This window comes from Sphingopyxis indica, from assembly GCF_900188185.1.
Classification (GTDB): domain Bacteria; phylum Pseudomonadota; class Alphaproteobacteria; order Sphingomonadales; family Sphingomonadaceae; genus Sphingopyxis; species Sphingopyxis indica.
In genome coordinates, this window is the sequence record NZ_FZPA01000006.1 from 121,643 (window position 1) to 138,629 (window position 16,987).

Here is a 16,987-nt window from a genome sequence, read left to right on the forward strand (position 1 = left end):
TGTCGTATCCCAGCCGCTTTCGGCCCAAGAGAAAGACCGCGATTTGACCCAAATGCCTTCCGCGCCCCTCGCCGAACAGCGGCCGCACGAATTGACGCTCCACGGCGAAACGCTGTCCGACCCGTGGCACTGGCTGCGCGACGAAAGCTATCCGGTGGTCGATGACGCCGATATTCTGGCCTATGTGAAGGCCGAGAATGCGTATTTCGAGGCGGCGATGAAGCCGCACGCAGCGCTGGTCGAGACGCTGTTCCAGGAGATGAAGGGCCGTATCAAGGAAGCCGATGCGAGCGTGCCGCAAAAGGACGGCGACTGGCTCTACTGGATCGAGTTCGAACAGGGCGCCGAATATAAGAAATGGTATCGCAGGCCGGCCGCGGGCGGCGAGCCGCAGCTGATCCTCGATGAAGTCGCGCTCGCCGCGGGCAAGGAATATTTCCGCCTCGCCGACATGGCGGTAAGCCCGAACGGCAGGCTGATGGCCTATGCCTTCGACGACAATGGTTCCGAGCGGTTCGAGGTGCGTTTCCGCAACCTCGATACGGGAGAGCTGCTGCCCGACGTGATTCCGGGCACGCTGTCGGCGCTCGTCTGGACGGCAGGCAGCGACGCGCTGCTCTATGGCCTCGCGAACGAAAATTGGCGCACCGACAATGTCCGCCTCCACAAGCTCGGCACGCCGGTTTCCGGCGACAAGCTGCTCTACAAGGAGGCCGACATCGGCTTCGGGGTCGGCATCGGCAAGACCGCGGCGGACAATTATATCGTCATCGCGACGGGGGATAACGAGACGAGCGAGGTCTATCTGCTCCCCGCCGACGATCCCGAAGCCACGCCGCTGCTCGTCGCGCCGCGCCGGAAGGGGCGCGAATATAGCGTCGATGAGCGCGAAGGGACGCTCTACATCCACACCAACGACGAGCATCCCAATTTCCGCATCGCGACCGCCTCTCCCGAACGGCCGGGCGAATGGACGACGCTGGTTCCGGGGTCCGATTCGACCTACATCACCGGCCTCGCGGTCTTCCGCGACTATTTCGTGCTCGAAAGCCGCGAAGAGGGGCTCGATCAGGTCGACGTGCGCCGTTACGACGCGCCGCTGACCCCCGGGCGGATCAAATTCCCCGAGGCGACCTATGTGGCGGGGCTCGGCGACAATCCCGAATATCATCAGGACAAGCTCAGGCTCGACTATGAATCGATGGTCACCCCCGACACCGTCTATGATTATGACGTCGCGAGCGGGGCGCTCGAAACGCTAAAGGTGCAGGAAATCCCTTCTGGCTATGATTCTTCACAATATGTAACCGAATGGGTCAACCTGCCGAGCCGCGACGGCAAGACGATGATCCCCGCGTCGCTCGTTTACAAGAAGGGGACGAAGCTCGACGGCAGCGCGCCGCTGCATCTCTATGCCTATGGCAGCTACGGCTATCGCGTCGCGCCGGGCTTTTCGACGACGCGGCTCAGCCTCGTCGATCGCGGGATGATCTATGCCATCGCGCATGTGCGCGGCGGCGACGATCTGGGGCGCTCATGGTATCTCGCGGGCAAGACCGGCCGCCGCAAGAACACGTTCGACGATTTCATCGACGTCGCGAAAGGCCTGATCGCGAAAGGCTATACGAGCGCGGGCAAGATCTCGATCGAAGGCCGCTCGGCGGGCGGGCAGGTGATGGGCGTGGTTTACAACGAAGCGCCCGAGCTGTGGGGCGCGGTGCTCGCGGGGGTGCCCTTCGTCGACGTGATCAACACGATGATCGACGAGGATCTGCCGCTGACCCCCGGCGAATGGCCCGAATGGGGCAATCCGGTCACCGACAAGACGGCGTTCGACTATATGCTGAGCTACAGCCCCTACGACAATGTGAGCGCCAAGGCCTATCCGCCGATGCTCGTGTCGGCGGGGCTCAACGATCCGCGCGTCACCTATTGGGAGCCCGCCAAATGGGTCGCCAAGCTGCGCGCTACGCGCACCAATGATGCGACGCTGCTGCTGCGCACCAACATGGGCGCGGGCCACGCGGGCAAGTCGGGCCGCTGGGGCGCGCTGCGCGAGGATGCCGAGGAATATGCCTTCGTGCTGACCCAGCTGGGGGTGGAGGAGTAATTCACTATATTTGTCATTCCCGCGAAAGCGGGAATCCAGCGAGCGAACGGAGAAGCCGGATTCCCGCTTTCGCGGGAATGACGAGATTGGCTATCAGCCCAGATAGCCCCGTGTCACCAGTTCAGCCTCCAACCCCGCCGCATCCTCGAACCGGTGCGCCGCAATCCCCGCCGCTTCGGCCCCCGCGACATTTGCGGGGTTGTCGTCGATGAACAGCGCGCCCGCCGGGTCAATGCCGAAGCGTTCGATCGCGAGCGCGTAAATCGCGGGATCGGGCTTCATCAGCCTTTCGGTGCCCGAGACGATGATGTCCTGGAAACGGTCGAATATCGGCTGGGTCGGGCGGAAGCCGTGCCAGAAGTCATGGCCGAAATTGGTGATCGCGAACAGCGGCACACCCGCGGCGGCGAGCCGCTCGACAAGGTCGAGGCTGCCGGGCACCGGGCCAGGAATCGTCTCGTTGAAGCGCGCGGCATAGGCGTCGATCAGATGCGCATGGTCGGGAAATTCGGCCCGGCGCTCGGGCACCATGTCGGCGAGCGGGCGGCCGGCGTCGTGCTGGAAATGCCATTCGGGGGTGACGACATGGCCCAGAAACCATTCGAGCTCGCCCGCATTGTCGATCAGTTTCGCGAACAAATGGCGCAAATCCCATTCGAACAGCACCTTGCCGACGTCGAAGATCACGCTTTGCCGAATCATGCGTCCCCCACGCACGCGAAAGCGCCGCCGGAAGCATCCGACGGCGTTACGCTAACTCGCAAATCGCGCAGGGGCGGTAATCGCCCCGGCAGGGACATCAGCCCTGGCGCGCCTTGAAGCGGCGGTTGGTCTTGTTGATCACATAGGTCCGGCCCCGGCGGCGGATCACGCGGTTGTCCCGGTGGCGGTCCTTCAGCGACTTCAGGCTGTTGCGAATCTTCATGGCTCTTGTCCGTAAATCTCTAGCGTTGTCACGCGAAGCGGCGCAACTATGGGGATAAGGCCAAAAAGTCAACCGCCCCTCTCCCCTAATTTCGTCATGCCGGGCTCGGCCCGGTATCCATCGCCGCGCCGACGTCATGGACCCCGGATCGAGTCGGGGGGGGACGAAGAGGATTATCCCGCCAGCGCTTTCTGCCGCCGCCTTTGCACCGACGAGCCATAGCCCATCGCCTCGCGATATTTGACGACGGTGCGCCGCGCGATATCGTGGCCTTCGGCAGCGAGCTTCTGCGCGATCACCTCGTCCGACAGGATCGCCTTCGGGTCCTCGGCGTCGATCAGCGCCCTGATCCGGCTCTTCACCGCCTCGGCCGACACCGCGCCGTCGCCGGCGGTCGCCGAAATGCCGCTCGAAAAGAAATATTTGAGTTCGAACAGTCCGCGCGCGCACGACAGATATTTGTTGCTCGTCACGCGGCTGACGGTCGATTCGTGCATACCGATTTCCTCGGCGACCTGACGCAAGGTCAGCGGGCGCATATGCGCGACGCCGTGGAGGAAAAACCCCTCCTGCTGTTTGACGATCTCGCTCGCGACCCTGACGATCGTGCGCTGGCGCTGGTCGAGCGCGCGCACGAGCCAGTTGGCGCCCGCGAGCTGTTCGGACAACCACGCCTTGTTCTTCGCCGCCGCGCCCTGCGCCAGCTCGTCGTAATAGCGTCGGTTGACGAGCAGCCGCGGCAGGGTGCCGCTGTTGACCTCGACCGCCCAGCCCTCGGCGGTGCGGCGGACGTAGAGGTCGGGGACCACAGCTTGCGCCGCGCCGCCGCCGAAGCGCAGCCCGGGCTTGGGATCATAGCCGCGCAGCTCGCGGATCATGTCGGCGAGATCCTCGTCATCGACCCCGCAGATGCGCTTCAATTGCGGAAAGGCGCCCTTCGCGACGAGGTCGAGGTGCGCGACCATGCATTGCATCGCGGGGTCGTAGCGGTCGGCCTCGCGCGCCTGAATCGCGATGCATTCGGACAGGTCGCGCGCGCCGACGCCCGCGGGGTCAAACGTCTGAACCCCTGCGAGCACCGCCTCGACGAGCGCGAGCGGCACCCCCAGCCGCTGCGCGAGTTCGGGAAGGTCGGCGCGCAAATAGCCGGCTTCGTCGATCAGCGCGACGATCTGCTCGGCGACCATCGCCTCGAGCCCCGAAAAACGCTCGCCGACCTGCGCGAGCAGATGGTCGTAAAGCGTTTCGTCGGCGCCGGCGAAACTGTCGAAGTCGATTCCTTCGCTCGACCCCGACAGGCCGACCGAATCGCTGGCGCTGTCGTGATGGAAGCGCTCCTCGGCGAAATCGACGTCGAGATCGTCGGCGGTCCCGGCGTCGGACGACAGCGCCGCATCGGTCTCGGGCGCTTCGGCCGCGGCGGCGGGCGCTTCGTCGGCCGGCTCGTCGGCGCCGCCCTCGCCCTCTGCCGATGCCGTATCGAGCAGCGGATTGCCTTCGAGCGCTTCGGCCAGATAGGATTCGAGTTCGAGGTTCGACAGCGCGAGCAGCTTGATCGCCTGCTGAAGCTGCGGCGTCATCACCAGCGATTGCGACTGGCGTAAATCGAGGCGGGGACCCAGAGCCAAGAGCGGCTATCCCGTCAGCAAAAGCGTGTGTCCCCGCGAAGGCGGGGACCCATCTCCTGCCGGTTCGAAATGGCACCTGCCGGAGATGGGCTCCCGCCTTCGCGGGAGCACGCAAATTTGTCGAGCCGCAACGCAGCGGTCACAGCGAGAAACCCTCGCCGAGATAGAGGCGGCGCACCTCGGGGTCGGCGACGAGCTCGGCGGGCGACCCCGCGAGCAGCACCTTGCCGTCATAGATGATGCACGCGCGATCGACGAGGTCGAGCGTTTCGCGGACATTATGGTCGGTGATCAGCACACCGATGCCGCGCGTCTTAAGATCGGCGACGAGGTCGCGAATGTCGCTGATCGAAAGCGGGTCGATGCCCGCGAACGGCTCGTCGAGCAGGATGATCGACGGGTTCGCCGCAAGCGCGCGCGCGATTTCGGCGCGCCGCCGCTCGCCGCCCGACAGCGCCATCGCCGACGCGTCGCGCAGCCGGGTCAGGCCGAATTCCGCGAGCAGCTCGTCGAGCCTTTGCTCGCGCGCGATGCGGTCGGGCTCGGCGAGTTCGAGCACCGCGGCGATATTCTGCTCGACCGTCATCCCGCGAAAGATCGAGGTTTCCTGCGGCAGATAGCCGAGGCCCAGGATCGCGCGGCGATACATCGGCAGCGCGGTGATGTCCGATCCGTCGAGCATGATGCGTCCGGCGTCGGGCTTCACCAGCCCCATGATCGAATGGAAACAGGTCGTCTTGCCCGCGCCATTGGGGCCAAGCAGCCCGACCACCTCGCCCTTGCCGACCGACAACGACACGTCGGAGAGCACCACGCGCTTGTCGTAGCTCTTGGCGATCGAGACGACCGCCAGCCCGTGGCCCGCCGCCGCTTCTTCCTGAACATGCGCGACATTTTCGGCGACGCCATGGTCGGCCTCGGTCAGCGTCGCGAGCTTGGGATCGTCGGTCATAGGCGGTTCGTTACCCGAGGAGCGGCGCCAGCGTCAATCTGGCAGGATTATTGCATCTGATTGTTGCGCGGGACGATTGTTGCGTCTGTTGAGCCCCTCCCCTTCAGGGGAGGGCGTTTCCCTTCATTCAATGCCCCACCGGCTCGCCGCGCGTCACCCCCGACTGCGCGAGCTGGTCGTCGATCGCCGCGACCAGCCGCTCGAGCCCCGCGGCATCCTTCGCCTCGGCGCGCGCGACGAGGACGTCCTGCGTGTTCGACGCGCGAAGCAGCCACCAGCCGTCGTCCGTCAGCACGCGCGCGCCGTCGGTGCGATTCACCTCGGCGCCCGACGCGGCAAGCCGATCGAGAACCTCGTCCACAATGGCGAATTTGCGCGACTCGTCGACCTGGAAGCGCATTTCGGGGGTGTTGACCATCGCGGGCATGTCGCCGCGCAATTCGGTGACGCTCTTGCCGAGCTTCGCCGCCGCCTCGATCAACCGCACCGCGGCATAGGGCGCGTCGTCATAGCCGTAATAGCGGTCGGCGAAGAAGATGTGCCCGCTCATCTCGCCCGCCAGCGGGCTCGCGGTTTCCTTCATCTTCGCCTTGATAAGGCTGTGGCCGGTCTTCCACATCAAGGGCGTTCCGCCCAGCTCGGCGATGCGGTCGAAGAGCGCCTGGCTCGCCTTCACATCGGCGATGACCGTCGCGCCCGGATGCTCGCGGAGCACCGCGGCGGCATAGATCTGCAACAGCTGGTCGCCCCAGATCACGCGCCCTTCGCCGTCGATCGCGCCGATGCGGTCGCCATCTCCATCGAAAGCGACGCCGAAATCGAGGCTTCGCTCGGCGACGAGCTTCCTGAGGTCTGCCAGATTCCTCTCGTCGGTAGGATCGGGATGGTGGTTCGGAAAATGACCGTCGACGTCGGTGTAGAGAAGATGATGTTCGCCGGGCAGGCGCGCGGTGAGCTTTTCGACCACCGGACCCGCGGCGCCATTGCCCGCGTCCCAGCCGATGCGATAGGCGCCGCCCGCAAAACCCTCGACCAGCCGGTCGACATAGGCGTCGACGATGTCGATGCTGTCCGATCCGCCCTCGCCGCTTTCCCAGTCGCCCGCAGCCGCCATTGCGCCGATCCGCTGAATGTCGACGCCGAAGAAGGGGCGGCCCTGAAACACCATCTTGAAGCCGTTATAGTCGGGGGGATTATGGCTGCCGGTTATCTGTATGCCGCCATCGACGTCTTCCGTTGACGCCGCATAATAGAGCATCGGCGTCGGTCCCATGCCGATGCGCAGCGCATCGACGCCCGCGGCGTTGATCCCCTCGACCAGCGCCGCCTCGAGCATCGGCGACGAGAGGCGCCCGTCATAGCCGACCGCGACCCTTTTGCCCCCGGCGCGCGCGATCAGCGTCGCGAAGCTGCGGCCGATCGCGCGGGCATCGGCTTCGGTCAGCGTATCGCCGACGACGCCGCGGATGTCATATTCGCGCAGCATCGTGGAATGGAAAACATGGGTCATCGGATCGCTCGCTTGCTGGGGGAGGGGGATGGTCAGGCCATGGCGAAAAGATCGCCGTCGGGGTGGAAACGCTCGCGCGCGGGAAGATTGAGGCCCCCCATCGCTTCGCGAAGTTCCTGCCGCGCGACGACATGTCCCATCCCCATGCCGCCGAGATGCGCCTTGTCGAGCAGGGTGAGACCGGCCGGGAACAGCTCGCGATAGATGACGCGCTCGCCGAGCCCCGGGATCACGCGAAAGCCGACGCGGCGCGACAATTGGGTCAGCGCCTCGCCGACGCGGCGCATATTGTGCGCATCGACGTGCTGCAGGCGGTTGCGCAGGATGATCCAGTCGATCGTCCGCCCGTCATTCTTCGCGCGCGCCTTGCGCGCATCCCAGATCAGTTCGGAATAAAAGCTCGGGCGCGTGACCTGAAAGCTTTCGGGATCGACCTGGCCGATCAGGTCGAAGTCGATGAAGCTGTCGTTGATCGGCGTCACCAGCGTATCGGCGCTCGTCGCCAGATGGCGCGCGAACACATCGTCGCGGCCCGGCGTGTCGGCGATGAAATAGTCGGCGCCGTCCGACAGCCGCGCGACCTGATCGTCGAGTTCCTCGATCGTCGAACCGGCGAACACTTCGAACCGCGGCGTCGGCAGCGCGATGTCGCGCCGCTTTGCCGTATTCTCGCGATTTTCGAGATAGCGGTGAAAGGTGCGCTGGCGCGGATCGAGGTCGAGTCCCGCGACGCGCCAGCCCTGGCTCGCGAGCGCGACCGCGAAATGCACGGCGCAGGTCGATTTGCCCGTACCACCCTTTTCATTGGCGAATATGATGCGGTGCGGCGCGGGATTCGTCATGACCGTTGCGATTTTCCTGTCGGCGCGGCATGGCGGCCGCATGAGGTGGCGTTTGCGCCGCCAATATCGGAGGCTGAACGGCGGTGCAAATCATCCGTGATATCGCCACGCTTCGTCGCGCCGTTGCGGCGCTGAAGCAGGGCGGCAAGAGCGTCGCGCTGGTCCCGACGATGGGGGCGCTCCACGAAGGCCATCTCTCGCTCGTGCGCATGGGGCGGCGGGTCGCCGACCATGTCGTCGTGTCGATCTTCGTCAACCCGACGCAATTCGGCCCGAACGAGGATTATGCCGCCTATCCGCGCGACGAGGCGCGCGACGCCGCGCTGCTGGCGCAGGAGAAGGTGTCGCTGCTCTGGGCACCCGATGTGGACGTCATGTATCCGGGCGGCCACAGCACGCATATCGAGGTCGCCGAGCTCGGCGCCGACTATTGCGGCGCCGCGCGTCCCGGCCATTTCGACGGCGTCGCAACCGTCGTCGCCAAGCTGTTCAACCAGGTCCATCCCGACATGGCGATCTTTGGCGAAAAGGACTGGCAGCAACTCGCGATCATCCGCCGCATGGCGCGCGACCTCGACTTCGGGCTCGACATATTGGGGGCGCCGATCGCGCGCGATTCCGACGGGCTCGCGCTGTCGTCGCGCAACGCCTATCTGTCGAAGGACGAACGCGCGGCGGCGGTCGCCTTTCCGAACGCGCTCAAGGCCGCCGCGGCGGCGATCGCCGCCGGCGCCGACGTCGAGACGAGCCTGACCGAAGCCGCGACCGCGATCCATGCGGGCGGCTTCGAGCATGTCGATTATGTCGCGCTCGCCGATGCGGACAGCCTCGAACGGCTCACCGAATTTCGCGCTCCGGCCCGCCTGCTCGCCGCCGCGAGGATCGGCAACACGCGGCTGATCGACAATTGGCCGGTGGGATGAATCATCGCCCCCGCGGAGGCGGGGGCGACGCTAATTGCCGATTTCCGCGCCCTTCCCCGCTTATCCCCGAAAAATCGCCGCACGGTTAACGCTTTGTTGACCATAAGCCGCTTTGTTGAACCCCGAGGTCTCCTGTGGGGGGAGGCAAAGGGGGTTATCATGGCCAATAGTCTGAAGTCCGCCCGGTTTCTGATCGAGAGCCGCCTGCTCGACGCGGCGCGGGGCGACGCGGGTGCCTATTTCGATCTCGGCATAGCCTTTTCGACCGGCACCGGCGGGGTCGATGTCGACCTCATACAGGCCCATAAATGGTTCAATCTCGCCGCGCTCGGCGGCAGCCTCGAAGGCCAGCAATGCCGCGCCGACGTGTCGGGCGAAATGAGCCGCGACGAAATCGCCGAAGCGCAGCGCCAGGCGCGCGCTTGGCTCGACGAAACGGCCCGCCGCCCGGCCGCCCGGCGCTTCGCGGCCTGATTTTGGTTCACGCGAAGACGCGAAGACGCGAAGAAGACGGCTCGGGCCGACAGGCCCATTTCTTCACAAACGATGCAGCTGGCCGCAGCGGTTGAAAGAGAAAGCCGCTTCGCGGCAAACGCGACCTCTTCGCGTCTTCGCGTGAAATTTCATTCCTGATCCGCCCGCCGAAACGGCATCTGCCCTTCGAGCCAGTCCATTTCGGCCTCTTCGGCCATCCGCTCGCGTTCGAGGAATTCCGCGACCGCACGCCGGAAGCCCGGGTCGGCGATGAAATGCGCCGACCAGGTCGCGACCGGCCCATAGCCGCGCGCGAGCTTGTGCCCGCCCTGCGCCCCCGCCTCGACACGCGCCAGCCCGCGTTCGATCGCAATGTCGACCGCGCGGTAATAGCAAAGCTCGAAATGCAGATAGGGAATGTCGGCGAGGCACCCCCAATAGCGGCCGTAGAGCGTATCGGCACCCAGGAAGTGCATCGCCCCCGCCACCGGCCGCGCGCCGTCCCACGCGAGGACGAGGATGATGCGATCGGCCATGCGCGCGCCCATCAGGTCGAACGCCGCGCGCGTCAGGTACGGCTGCCCCCATTTGCGCGCGCCGGTGTCCTGGTAAAAGGCCCACATCGCGTCCCAATGCGCGGACGTAATCGCGCTGCCGGTCACCTCCTCGATCCGCAGTCCTTCGACCGCACGCGCACGTTCCTTGCGCAGCTGCTTGCGCTTCGCCGAGGTCAGCGTCGCGAGAAAATCGTCGAAGCTCGCATAGCCCCTGTTGGCGAAATGGAACTGGATATCGCGCCGCACCAGCCAGCCGGCGCCCTCGAACAGCGGCATCTGTTCGGGCGCGACGAAGGTCGCGTGCGCCGAGGAGAGATTGTTCTGCCGCACCACCGCTTCGGCGGCGCGGATCAGCAGCGCCGCATCTTCCGCGCCCTTCGCCAGCAGCCGCGGCCCCGGCACCGGGGTGAAGGGCGCCGCGATCTGCAGCTTCGGATAATAGCGGCCCCCCGCGCGCTCCCATGCATCGGCCCAGGCGTGGTCGAAGACATATTCGCCCTGGCTGTGCGCCTTCAGATAGGCGGGCGCCGCCGCGACGAGCGCGCCGGCTTCGTCCTCGACGAGCAGCGGCGCTGCCTGCCAGCCGGTGCCCGGCCCGACGCTGCCCGATTCTTCGAGCAGCGTCAGGAAATCATGGCTCACGAAGGGATTGGCGCCGCCCGCGAGCGCGTCCCACGCCGCGGCATCGACCGCGGCGACGCCGCTGCCGAGCGAGAGGGTGCGCGCGGGCGGGTCGGCCTCGGCCATGGGCTTCTTAGGCGGGTTTCACCGCAACGATGGCGTCGACCTCGACCGCGGCGCCGAGCGGCAGGACCGCGACGCCGACCGCGCTGCGCGCATGGCGTCCCGCCTCGCCGAACACTTGCTCCATCAGCTCGGACGCGCCGTTCGCGACCTTGGGCTGCGCGGTGAAGCCGGGATCGCTGTTCACGAATACGCCGAGCTTGACGATCTTTTCGACGCGCGACCAGTCACCGTCCACCGCCTTGCCGATCTGCGCGACGAGCATCAGCGCGCAGCGGCGCGCGGCGTCGTAACCCGACGCCTCGTCCATATCGAGCCCGAGGCGGCCGGTGACCACGTCGCCGCCGCGAAAGGGCAATTGGCCGCTGATGTGCAGGAGCCCGCCCTGTTCGACGACGGGTACATAGGCGGCGACCGGCGCGGCAGGCCTGGGAAGGTCGAGGCCGAGTTCGGCGAGCTTGGCGGGGATGTCCATGATGCGTCCTTATACCAGTTGGGGCCGGGGGGCCGGGATATTTTCGTCGAGCCGCGCGAGGATCCAGTCCGCCGCTTCGGCCCAGTCGTCGATCCGCGCGTGCGCATACGGCGCCGGGGCGATCTTGCCCGCGATCGCGGGTTCGCCGACCATGTGCAGGCGCCACACGTCGGGCGCTTCGAGCGCGACCGAATGATGATGGCCGGCAAGGTCGTCGATGAACACCGCGACGCTCGGCCGCCGCTCGTCGAGCAGCCGCCGCACCGGTTCGCCCTTGCCGCCGCGGCTGCCGATCACCGGCGCGGCGAGGCCGAGCGCGGCGAGCTGCGCCGCGCGCGCCGCCTGATGGTCGGGACCGACATTGGTGAGCACGACGATGTCGGCCGCGGCGCCGATCGCCGCCATCGCTGCCATCGCGCCCCTTATCGGATATTGCCGCTCCATCTCGGTGCGGAAAAAGCCGTCGAGCAAGGGCCAGACCTCGGCGGCTTCGAGCGGCGTCCCGCATTCCTTGCGCTTGAGCGCGCCTGCAAAGCTCGCATCCTCCATGCGGAACAGCACGCCATGCGCTTCGTCGACCCACCGGGCGAAGGGCACGACCATGTGCATCAGCACCTCGTCGCAATCGGTGATGACGAGCGGGCGGGTCATGGCGGTCCTTCCTGTCCTTCGAGCCGGCCGGCGGCGGCGGCGAGCGCTTCGGGCTTCATATCGAGCGCCCCGGCACAGGCGACAAGGTCGGGCTCGTGCGCGGCAAGAAAGCCGAGCACCGCGGCGAGCGTCGCGCGCTCGTCCAGCGCGGCGCGCAGCCCCTCGGGGGTCAGGCCGGTCATCCCGAGCAGCCGCTCGGCGCGCGGCTCGTCGGCCAGTATCCAGCCCAGCGCGTGGAGCGCCACCGCTTCATCGCCGTCATGCACGTCGAAAAACTCCTTCTGCGCGAGGCAATTGTGTCGCGGGACCGATTCGCCTAAACCGGTGTGGGACGCAAGCGGGGAAAGCGTGAAGCATGGGCAAGACCATTTTGGTCGTTGAGGACAATGAACTCAACCTCCGCCTCTTTTGCGACCTGCTGAACGCTCACGGTTACAGCGCGCATCCGGTGCGCGACGGCCGCGACGCCCTCGCCAGGGCGCGCGAGGTGTCGCCCGATCTGATCATCATGGACATTCAGCTGCCATATGTCAGCGGGCTAGAGCTGATCGGCCAGATGAAGGCCGACGCGGCATTACGCCCCGTCCCGATCATGGCGGTCACCGCCTATGCCGGCAAGGGCGACGAAGAACAGATCCGCGCCGCCGGCGCCGAAGCCTATGTGTCGAAGCCGATCTCGGTGATCAAATTCATTGAGAGCGTCGGCGCGTTTGCTTGAGGCGAGGGCGTTGCCCGCGTCACCACAGCGCCGGCTTGGCGACCATCAACCAAAAGACTCCGAGCAGCCCCAGAAAGGCCGGCCAGCCGAGCAGGAACCATAACCGCATCGTCCGGGCATAATCAGTGCCAAGCGGGGTTCCCATTTGCGCGGCGGCAGCGGCAAGACGTGTCGCGCGAATTTGAAGCCCCACGACCGGCACCCAGCAAGCGAACGCAAGCAGGTACAGGGCATAGGTCGCAGCAAGCCATGACTCGGTGGGCGAATAGCCGGCATGAAAGACGAGCCAGAGGCCGCTCGCCGGCTGGACGATCCCGCTCGTCCCGGTGAATATCCAGTCGGCACGCACCACCATGCGCCCGACGCTGGCGATCGTTGCGGCATCGCGCGTCAGATGCGCGGACCAGAAATACCATGCGGTCCCTGCGCCGAAGCCGAACAGCACGGTGCTGCCGACGATATGAAGCGTTTTCATCAACAGATAGGGGTCGATCATTTCTTCTCCCCGATCACGCCGTACACCGCAACGAGCAGCAAGATCGGCAAATTCTTGAGAAGCGGCCCCAGCGGGTCGAGCCAGAGGCGCGGGAGCGCCAGACCGATCACGATCGAATAGCCAAGAATGGCAGCGATCTGGATGATCGTAGCGAGCCGAATGCTGCGGCCGGACAACAGCAACGTCGCGATCCCTACGTCGGCCAGGCTGGCGCCGATTCGCAACGGGTCGTCTAGCGCCGGCGAAAGGCCAAGGCCCTTCACGACCTCGCGCGTCGCCGTCTCACCATAAACCAAACCGAGCCACGCCGAGGCAAGCCACAAGAATATCAGCGCGGCGCGGGTCGCCGGTGCGAGGAAGAAGAGCCGCGCATGCCAGCGATCCTGTACGTCGGCGGGATGTGCTCGCAAGGCGTCCTCCAGACGCCTCGGTTTCGTTCCGATGGCCTCGGCGTAGGCGGCGCTGTCGCCCGCATTGCCCGCGACGAGTTGCGAAAGACTGTTGCTCGATACCGGGCCATCCCCAGTGAAATCGCCGATCCGGCCGAGTGCGCGCATAATAGGCATCGGCACCGAAACGAAGCGCGCCTCCCCAAAGCCCAGCCATGCACGATAGCACTGCAACAGCCAGCGCAGGTCGATCGTCGCAGGACCGACGGGTTCGAGCGCGCGCCCAGCGAAAGCCGCGTCGCCGCAGAGGCGGACGACGTCGCGCGCGAGATCCTCGACGTGGATCGGCGTGAAGGCCTGATCGCCCGCGCCCGGAAGGGGGATGGCGAATGGGAACCCCGCCATGCCGCGAAGCAGCGACGTGCCGCCGTAGCTGCCGTCGCCATAGACAAGCGAAGGGCGCAGGATCGTCCAGTCGAGGCCCGATTCGCGCAACACCGCCTCACCCGCCAACTTCGTCCTTGCATAGTCGGTCGGCACGTCCGGGCGCGCGCTGATCGCCGACATCAATATGGCTTGCCGGACCCCGGCAGCGCGCGCCGCGGCATAGAGCGCGCGCGGCATCGCGATGTGGACCGCCTCCATGTACGGCCCACGCAAAAGCCCCGCTGCGTTCACGATGCACGCCACGCCGGCCAACCGATCGCGCCACGCAGCCTCGTCGGTCGCCTGCGCGAGATCGACGGTCACGAAACGCACATCGGGAAACAGCCGCTCGAGTCCGCTGGAAGACCGGACGACTGCCACGACCTCATGTCCCGCCGCCAAGGCCGACAGGATATGGCGCCCGATAAATCCTCCCGCGCCGAGCAGCATGACCCGCATATTCGTCCCCTTCGGACCCCGCGTTAGCGGGCAGAGGGTCACAGGTCAGCCCCCATTGTATCAACGCAAACGACCGCCCTTGTCTTGGGATTGCGCAGTCCTCGCTGTATAACGCCGTCCAAAGGAGAGCGGCATGGCGGGCGGTCTGGCAATCGTGCTGAGCGGCGGCGGCGCCAAGGGCGCGTTTCAGGTCGGCGTCGTCCACGAACTCGTCGTCAATCGCGGGGTCGCGATCGACATCGTCGCGGGGGTGTCGACCGGCGCGATCCAGGCGCTGGGGGTGGCGCAGGACGATGTGCCGGGGCTGCTCGACGCGTGGCTCGGGATCAGGGGCAATGCGTCGATCTACAAGGAACGGCCATTGGGCGTCGTCGGCGGCTTTCTGGGTGAGGATGCGATCTATGACGCCGCGCCCTTGCGGCGCTTGCTCAAGGGCTTTGCCGACGATGCGCGGCTGCGCGCCAGCGGACGCAAGCTGCTGCTCGGTGTCGTCAATCTGGGCACCGGCGTCTTTCGCACCATCGACGAAAGCGTCCCCGGCATCCACAATTGGGTCTATGCGAGCTGCGCGATGCCGCTGTTTTTCGACCCGCTCAAGACGCGCGCCGGCGACGGGACGGAGGAACAATGGGTCGACGGCGGGGTGCGCGACGTGACGCCGCTGAGCGCGGCGCTGCAGCTCAATCCGCGCGGCGTCATCGCGGTGCGCGCCTCACCCGCGCCGCAGCCCGGTCCGGTACGGACCTTCGGCAATCTGATCGACATCGGGCTGCGCGCGGTCGACATTCTCCAGTCGGAAGTGTCGGCGAACGACCTCGCCGGCGCGGCGCTCGTCAACGATCTGATCGCGGCGCGCGAGGCGCAGCTGCGCGCGCTGCAGGCCGAGGGCATCGGCGGCGCGCAGGCGGCGCGCATCCTCCGCCCGATCGACGTCCAGATCGCGCGCTACCGCTTCGCGCCGATCCGCATCATCGAGCCCGAGGCGGAATATTCGGACACGCTCGATTTCGATCCGGCCAAGATCCGCACCGCGATCGACGCCGGCCGCCGCGCGGTCGAGCGCGAATGGGACGCGCTCGAACCCTTGCTCAGCTGATCCTGCTCAGTCGGGAGCATCCACCTGCGCAACGTGCGACACGGGCACGTCGACGCGATCCTCGGTGATCCAGCGCCGGAAAATATCGCTCCAGCTGACGATCAGCGGCCCCGGAAACAATGCGTCGGGGTGCCAGCCGAGCAAATGGCGTCCATCGCGCCAATCCTCCGGTGCCTCTTCCGCCTTGATCCAAATCACTCGACCCGTATCCATCTCTTTGGGATGCTTTCCCCTGGCTGCCGCCAAAGCCGAAAACTGCCCAAAAAAGCCGCTTCAGTCTGTGCCGATTTGCGGCAATTTGCCGCAGCCTGTGCAGGATTGAAACAATCGTGCACGGACGCGTTCTTGCGCAACCTAGCTCGGGCAAGCTGAACCCCCGGCAACGCCGGCCGGGCGATCCGGTGCAGGAAAAAGGGCGGCGCGCGGCCGCCCTTGAAAATTGTCCGGAGGAATCGCGGGGAAAGCGGCGCCGGCTCGTCCCGAACGGCTCAATCCACCCTAGGACGTGAACCCATAAATTGGCCGTTCGAGGCGTCGAAATGGCGAAGATATCGCCTTCGGGCGGGCGCAGCGGGTAGTGGTTCTACCCGCAAGACCGCGCGGAGGCGAGATCGAAGCCATTTCGGCGTCCCTTCGGGATTTGACCGATTTTGTCCATTGCTTCGTCGGCAAGCCTTGAAATATCGACATATTCCGGCGCCTTGCCTCCTCGCACTGGACAAAATCGCTTCAAGCCTCGAACGGCCAATTTATGGGTTCACGTCCTAGCCCGCTTCGCGCGGCGGCGGAATGTCCGCGCGCCACGGGGCTCCGTAGTGGATGGCCACCGCCGCTTGCGAAGCGTCCATCAATATCATCCAGAGTCTGGCAAGCCAGCCGGCGCGGCGAGTATCGCGGGTCATGTCTGATCTCCTTGGGCCGTCGGTGCAGGGAGGGGGCCGGACGGCGCGGCTGGCACATCATTAGGGCGATACCCGCGGCCACTGGCGCGAAAATTGATAGTCACATCGACCAAATTCCGCGCTATGAGGAAAAATATGCGAAAAAACGTCACCCTCGATCGATTCGACCGCCGGCTGCTCGACCTGGTGCGGCAGGATAATCTGGCGCCCGCCCGGATATTGGCGGACAAGGTAGGCCTGTCGGTTTCGGCGGTGCTGCGCCGGCTGCGGCGGTTGCGCGAGGAAAAGGTGATCGTCGCCGATATTGCGGTGATCAATCCGGCGCTGACGGGCTCGGCGCTCACCATGCATGTGCTCGTGCGGATGCAGCAGGCGGGACCGCAGACGATGGACGGTTTTGCCAGGGAAATCGCGCGCCACCCGGAGGTCACCGGTGCATGGGACGTCACCGGCGACGACGATTTCCTCCTCAAGATTCAGGTCGGCAGCATGGAGGAATATGACGTCTTCACCCGGCGCGTGCTCGGCGAAGACAAGGGCGTGCATTCCTTCACGACATTGATCACCATCCGCACGATCGTCGAGGACGACACGACACGGCGGCCGCTGCGCGATCGCTAAGGCGCGGCGCGCACGAAAAAGGGCGGCGCAAACGGCCGCCCTCTGAACCCCGGCTTTCGCCGGGATGACGCATTTTCAAACCGCGCGCG

General features: G+C 66.0%; 20 protein-coding genes. 6 read left to right on the top strand and 14 right to left on the bottom strand.

Going from position 1 to position 16,987, the window contains the following annotated elements:
• Nucleotides 1-52: 52 nt before the first annotated feature.
• On the top strand, nt 53-2,110 hold the full coding sequence (locus CHB69_RS09955; protein ID WP_245836689.1) for a S9 family peptidase: 2,058 nt from the start codon (nt 53-55) through the stop codon (nt 2,108-2,110).
• Nucleotides 2,111-2,203: 93 nt separating this feature from the next.
• Here the strand turns inward: CHB69_RS09955 and CHB69_RS09960 are convergent, their stop codons facing one another.
• From CHB69_RS09960 to CHB69_RS09985, 6 genes are all read right to left on the bottom strand, one after another.
• On the bottom strand, nt 2,204-2,812 hold the full coding sequence (locus CHB69_RS09960) for an HAD-IA family hydrolase (RefSeq protein WP_089215848.1): 609 nt from the start codon (nt 2,810-2,812) through the stop codon (nt 2,204-2,206).
• 97 nt (nt 2,813-2,909) lie between these two features.
• Entirely contained in the window at nt 2,910-3,035 is a 126-nt protein-coding gene (ykgO, locus tag CHB69_RS09965; protein WP_003046794.1) for a type B 50S ribosomal protein L36, read from the bottom strand.
• 173 nt (nt 3,036-3,208) lie between these two features.
• Complete coding sequence (rpoN, locus tag CHB69_RS09970) at nt 3,209-4,663, bottom strand: RNA polymerase factor sigma-54 (protein WP_089215849.1); 1,455 nt, start codon at nt 4,661-4,663, stop codon at nt 3,209-3,211.
• A 139-nt stretch (nt 4,664-4,802) separates the two neighbouring features.
• Entirely contained in the window at nt 4,803-5,615 is an 813-nt protein-coding gene (gene lptB / locus CHB69_RS09975) for an LPS export ABC transporter ATP-binding protein (protein ID WP_089215850.1), read from the bottom strand.
• A gap of 127 nt (nt 5,616-5,742) precedes the next feature.
• On the bottom strand, nt 5,743-7,125 hold the full coding sequence (gene pgmG, locus CHB69_RS09980; RefSeq protein WP_089215851.1) for a phosphoglucomutase/phosphomannomutase PgmG: 1,383 nt from the start codon (nt 7,123-7,125) through the stop codon (nt 5,743-5,745).
• A 32-nt stretch (nt 7,126-7,157) separates the two neighbouring features.
• Nucleotides 7,158-7,967: a division plane positioning ATPase MipZ gene (locus CHB69_RS09985; RefSeq protein ID WP_089215948.1), complete on the bottom strand. Its 810-nt coding sequence runs from the start codon at nt 7,965-7,967 to the stop codon at nt 7,158-7,160.
• An 83-nt stretch (nt 7,968-8,050) separates the two neighbouring features.
• Between CHB69_RS09985 and panC the strand changes: the two genes are divergently transcribed.
• The gene (panC, locus tag CHB69_RS09990; RefSeq protein ID WP_089215852.1) at nt 8,051-8,890 is read left to right on the top strand and encodes a pantoate--beta-alanine ligase; all 840 of its coding nucleotides are present in this window, start codon (nt 8,051-8,053) and stop codon (nt 8,888-8,890) included.
• Between the two features lie 159 nt (nt 8,891-9,049).
• Nucleotides 9,050-9,364 (top strand): sel1 repeat family protein, encoded by a 315-nt coding sequence (locus CHB69_RS09995; protein WP_089215853.1) that lies wholly within the window; start codon nt 9,050-9,052, stop codon nt 9,362-9,364.
• Nucleotides 9,365-9,513: 149 nt separating this feature from the next.
• Here the strand turns inward: CHB69_RS09995 and CHB69_RS10000 are convergent, their stop codons facing one another.
• Genes CHB69_RS10000 through CHB69_RS10015 form a run of 4 tightly spaced genes read right to left on the bottom strand, consistent with a single transcriptional unit; the run spans nt 9,514 to nt 12,057 of the window.
• Nucleotides 9,514-10,668 (bottom strand): GNAT family N-acetyltransferase, encoded by a 1,155-nt coding sequence (locus tag CHB69_RS10000; RefSeq protein WP_089215854.1) that lies wholly within the window; start codon nt 10,666-10,668, stop codon nt 9,514-9,516.
• Between the two features lie 7 nt (nt 10,669-10,675).
• Nucleotides 10,676-11,140, bottom strand: a complete 465-nt coding sequence (locus CHB69_RS10005) for a RidA family protein (protein ID WP_089215855.1) — start codon at nt 11,138-11,140, stop codon at nt 10,676-10,678.
• A 9-nt stretch (nt 11,141-11,149) separates the two neighbouring features.
• The gene (locus CHB69_RS10010) at nt 11,150-11,791 is read right to left on the bottom strand and encodes a hypothetical protein (protein ID WP_089215856.1); all 642 of its coding nucleotides are present in this window, start codon (nt 11,789-11,791) and stop codon (nt 11,150-11,152) included.
• Nucleotides 11,788-12,057: a DUF3572 family protein gene (locus tag CHB69_RS10015; RefSeq protein WP_089215857.1), complete on the bottom strand. Its 270-nt coding sequence runs from the start codon at nt 12,055-12,057 to the stop codon at nt 11,788-11,790. The genes CHB69_RS10010 and CHB69_RS10015 overlap by 4 nt, the downstream gene beginning before the upstream one ends.
• Before the next feature lie 89 nt (nt 12,058-12,146).
• On the opposite strand from CHB69_RS10015, the gene CHB69_RS10020 reads away from it, so the two are divergent.
• On the top strand, nt 12,147-12,509 hold the full coding sequence (locus CHB69_RS10020) for a response regulator (RefSeq protein WP_089215858.1): 363 nt from the start codon (nt 12,147-12,149) through the stop codon (nt 12,507-12,509).
• Between the two features lie 19 nt (nt 12,510-12,528).
• Here CHB69_RS10020 and CHB69_RS10025 read toward each other — a convergent pair whose 3' ends face one another.
• Nucleotides 12,529-13,005 carry a DUF2269 family protein gene (locus CHB69_RS10025; protein WP_089215859.1) on the bottom strand — a complete coding sequence of 159 codons (477 nt, stop codon included), beginning with the start codon at nt 13,003-13,005 and terminating at the stop codon, nt 12,529-12,531.
• Nucleotides 13,002-14,279: an SDR family oxidoreductase gene (locus CHB69_RS10030; protein WP_089215860.1), complete on the bottom strand. Its 1,278-nt coding sequence runs from the start codon at nt 14,277-14,279 to the stop codon at nt 13,002-13,004. The genes CHB69_RS10025 and CHB69_RS10030 overlap by 4 nt, the downstream gene beginning before the upstream one ends.
• A 133-nt stretch (nt 14,280-14,412) precedes the next feature.
• On the opposite strand from CHB69_RS10030, the gene CHB69_RS10035 reads away from it, so the two are divergent.
• The gene (locus CHB69_RS10035; protein ID WP_089215861.1) at nt 14,413-15,375 is read left to right on the top strand and encodes a patatin-like phospholipase family protein; all 963 of its coding nucleotides are present in this window, start codon (nt 14,413-14,415) and stop codon (nt 15,373-15,375) included.
• Between the two features lie 6 nt (nt 15,376-15,381).
• Here the strand turns inward: CHB69_RS10035 and CHB69_RS10040 are convergent, their stop codons facing one another.
• Nucleotides 15,382-15,573: a hypothetical protein gene (locus CHB69_RS10040; protein WP_141133960.1), complete on the bottom strand. Its 192-nt coding sequence runs from the start codon at nt 15,571-15,573 to the stop codon at nt 15,382-15,384.
• A 566-nt stretch (nt 15,574-16,139) separates the two neighbouring features.
• Nucleotides 16,140-16,277: a hypothetical protein gene (locus tag CHB69_RS20105; protein WP_170935508.1), complete on the bottom strand. Its 138-nt coding sequence runs from the start codon at nt 16,275-16,277 to the stop codon at nt 16,140-16,142.
• Nucleotides 16,278-16,412: 135 nt separating this feature from the next.
• On the opposite strand from CHB69_RS20105, the gene CHB69_RS10050 reads away from it, so the two are divergent.
• Complete coding sequence (locus CHB69_RS10050; RefSeq protein WP_089215949.1) at nt 16,413-16,898, top strand: Lrp/AsnC family transcriptional regulator; 486 nt, start codon at nt 16,413-16,415, stop codon at nt 16,896-16,898.
• The last annotated feature ends 89 nt before the right edge of the window (nt 16,899-16,987 follow it).

What these genes read in the sequence shown, in the direction of transcription:
- CHB69_RS10010 (WP_089215856.1), bottom strand. Translation starts at nt 11,791, where the DNA reads ATGACCCGCCCGCTCGTCATCACCGATTGCGACGAGGTGCTGATGCAC.
- CHB69_RS10020 (WP_089215858.1), top strand. Translation starts at nt 12,147, where the DNA reads ATGGGCAAGACCATTTTGGTCGTTGAGGACAATGAACTCAACCTCCGC.
- CHB69_RS20105 (WP_170935508.1), bottom strand. Translation starts at nt 16,277, where the DNA reads ATGACCCGCGATACTCGCCGCGCCGGCTGGCTTGCCAGACTCTGGATG.
- CHB69_RS10035 (WP_089215861.1), top strand. Translation starts at nt 14,413, where the DNA reads ATGGCGGGCGGTCTGGCAATCGTGCTGAGCGGCGGCGGCGCCAAGGGC.
- CHB69_RS09955 (WP_245836689.1), top strand. Translation starts at nt 53, where the DNA reads ATGCCTTCCGCGCCCCTCGCCGAACAGCGGCCGCACGAATTGACGCTC.
- CHB69_RS09995 (WP_089215853.1), top strand. Translation starts at nt 9,050, where the DNA reads ATGGCCAATAGTCTGAAGTCCGCCCGGTTTCTGATCGAGAGCCGCCTG.
- CHB69_RS09985 (WP_089215948.1), bottom strand. Translation starts at nt 7,967, where the DNA reads ATGACGAATCCCGCGCCGCACCGCATCATATTCGCCAATGAAAAGGGT.
- CHB69_RS10000 (WP_089215854.1), bottom strand. Translation starts at nt 10,668, where the DNA reads ATGGCCGAGGCCGACCCGCCCGCGCGCACCCTCTCGCTCGGCAGCGGC.
- lptB (WP_089215850.1), bottom strand. Translation starts at nt 5,615, where the DNA reads ATGACCGACGATCCCAAGCTCGCGACGCTGACCGAGGCCGACCATGGC.
- CHB69_RS10025 (WP_089215859.1), bottom strand. Translation starts at nt 13,005, where the DNA reads ATGATCGACCCCTATCTGTTGATGAAAACGCTTCATATCGTCGGCAGC.
- ykgO (WP_003046794.1), bottom strand. Translation starts at nt 3,035, where the DNA reads ATGAAGATTCGCAACAGCCTGAAGTCGCTGAAGGACCGCCACCGGGAC.
- pgmG (WP_089215851.1), bottom strand. Translation starts at nt 7,125, where the DNA reads ATGACCCATGTTTTCCATTCCACGATGCTGCGCGAATATGACATCCGC.
- CHB69_RS09960 (WP_089215848.1), bottom strand. Translation starts at nt 2,812, where the DNA reads ATGATTCGGCAAAGCGTGATCTTCGACGTCGGCAAGGTGCTGTTCGAA.
- CHB69_RS10050 (WP_089215949.1), top strand. Translation starts at nt 16,413, where the DNA reads ATGCGAAAAAACGTCACCCTCGATCGATTCGACCGCCGGCTGCTCGAC.
- CHB69_RS10005 (WP_089215855.1), bottom strand. Translation starts at nt 11,140, where the DNA reads ATGGACATCCCCGCCAAGCTCGCCGAACTCGGCCTCGACCTTCCCAGG.
- CHB69_RS10030 (WP_089215860.1), bottom strand. Translation starts at nt 14,279, where the DNA reads ATGCGGGTCATGCTGCTCGGCGCGGGAGGATTTATCGGGCGCCATATC.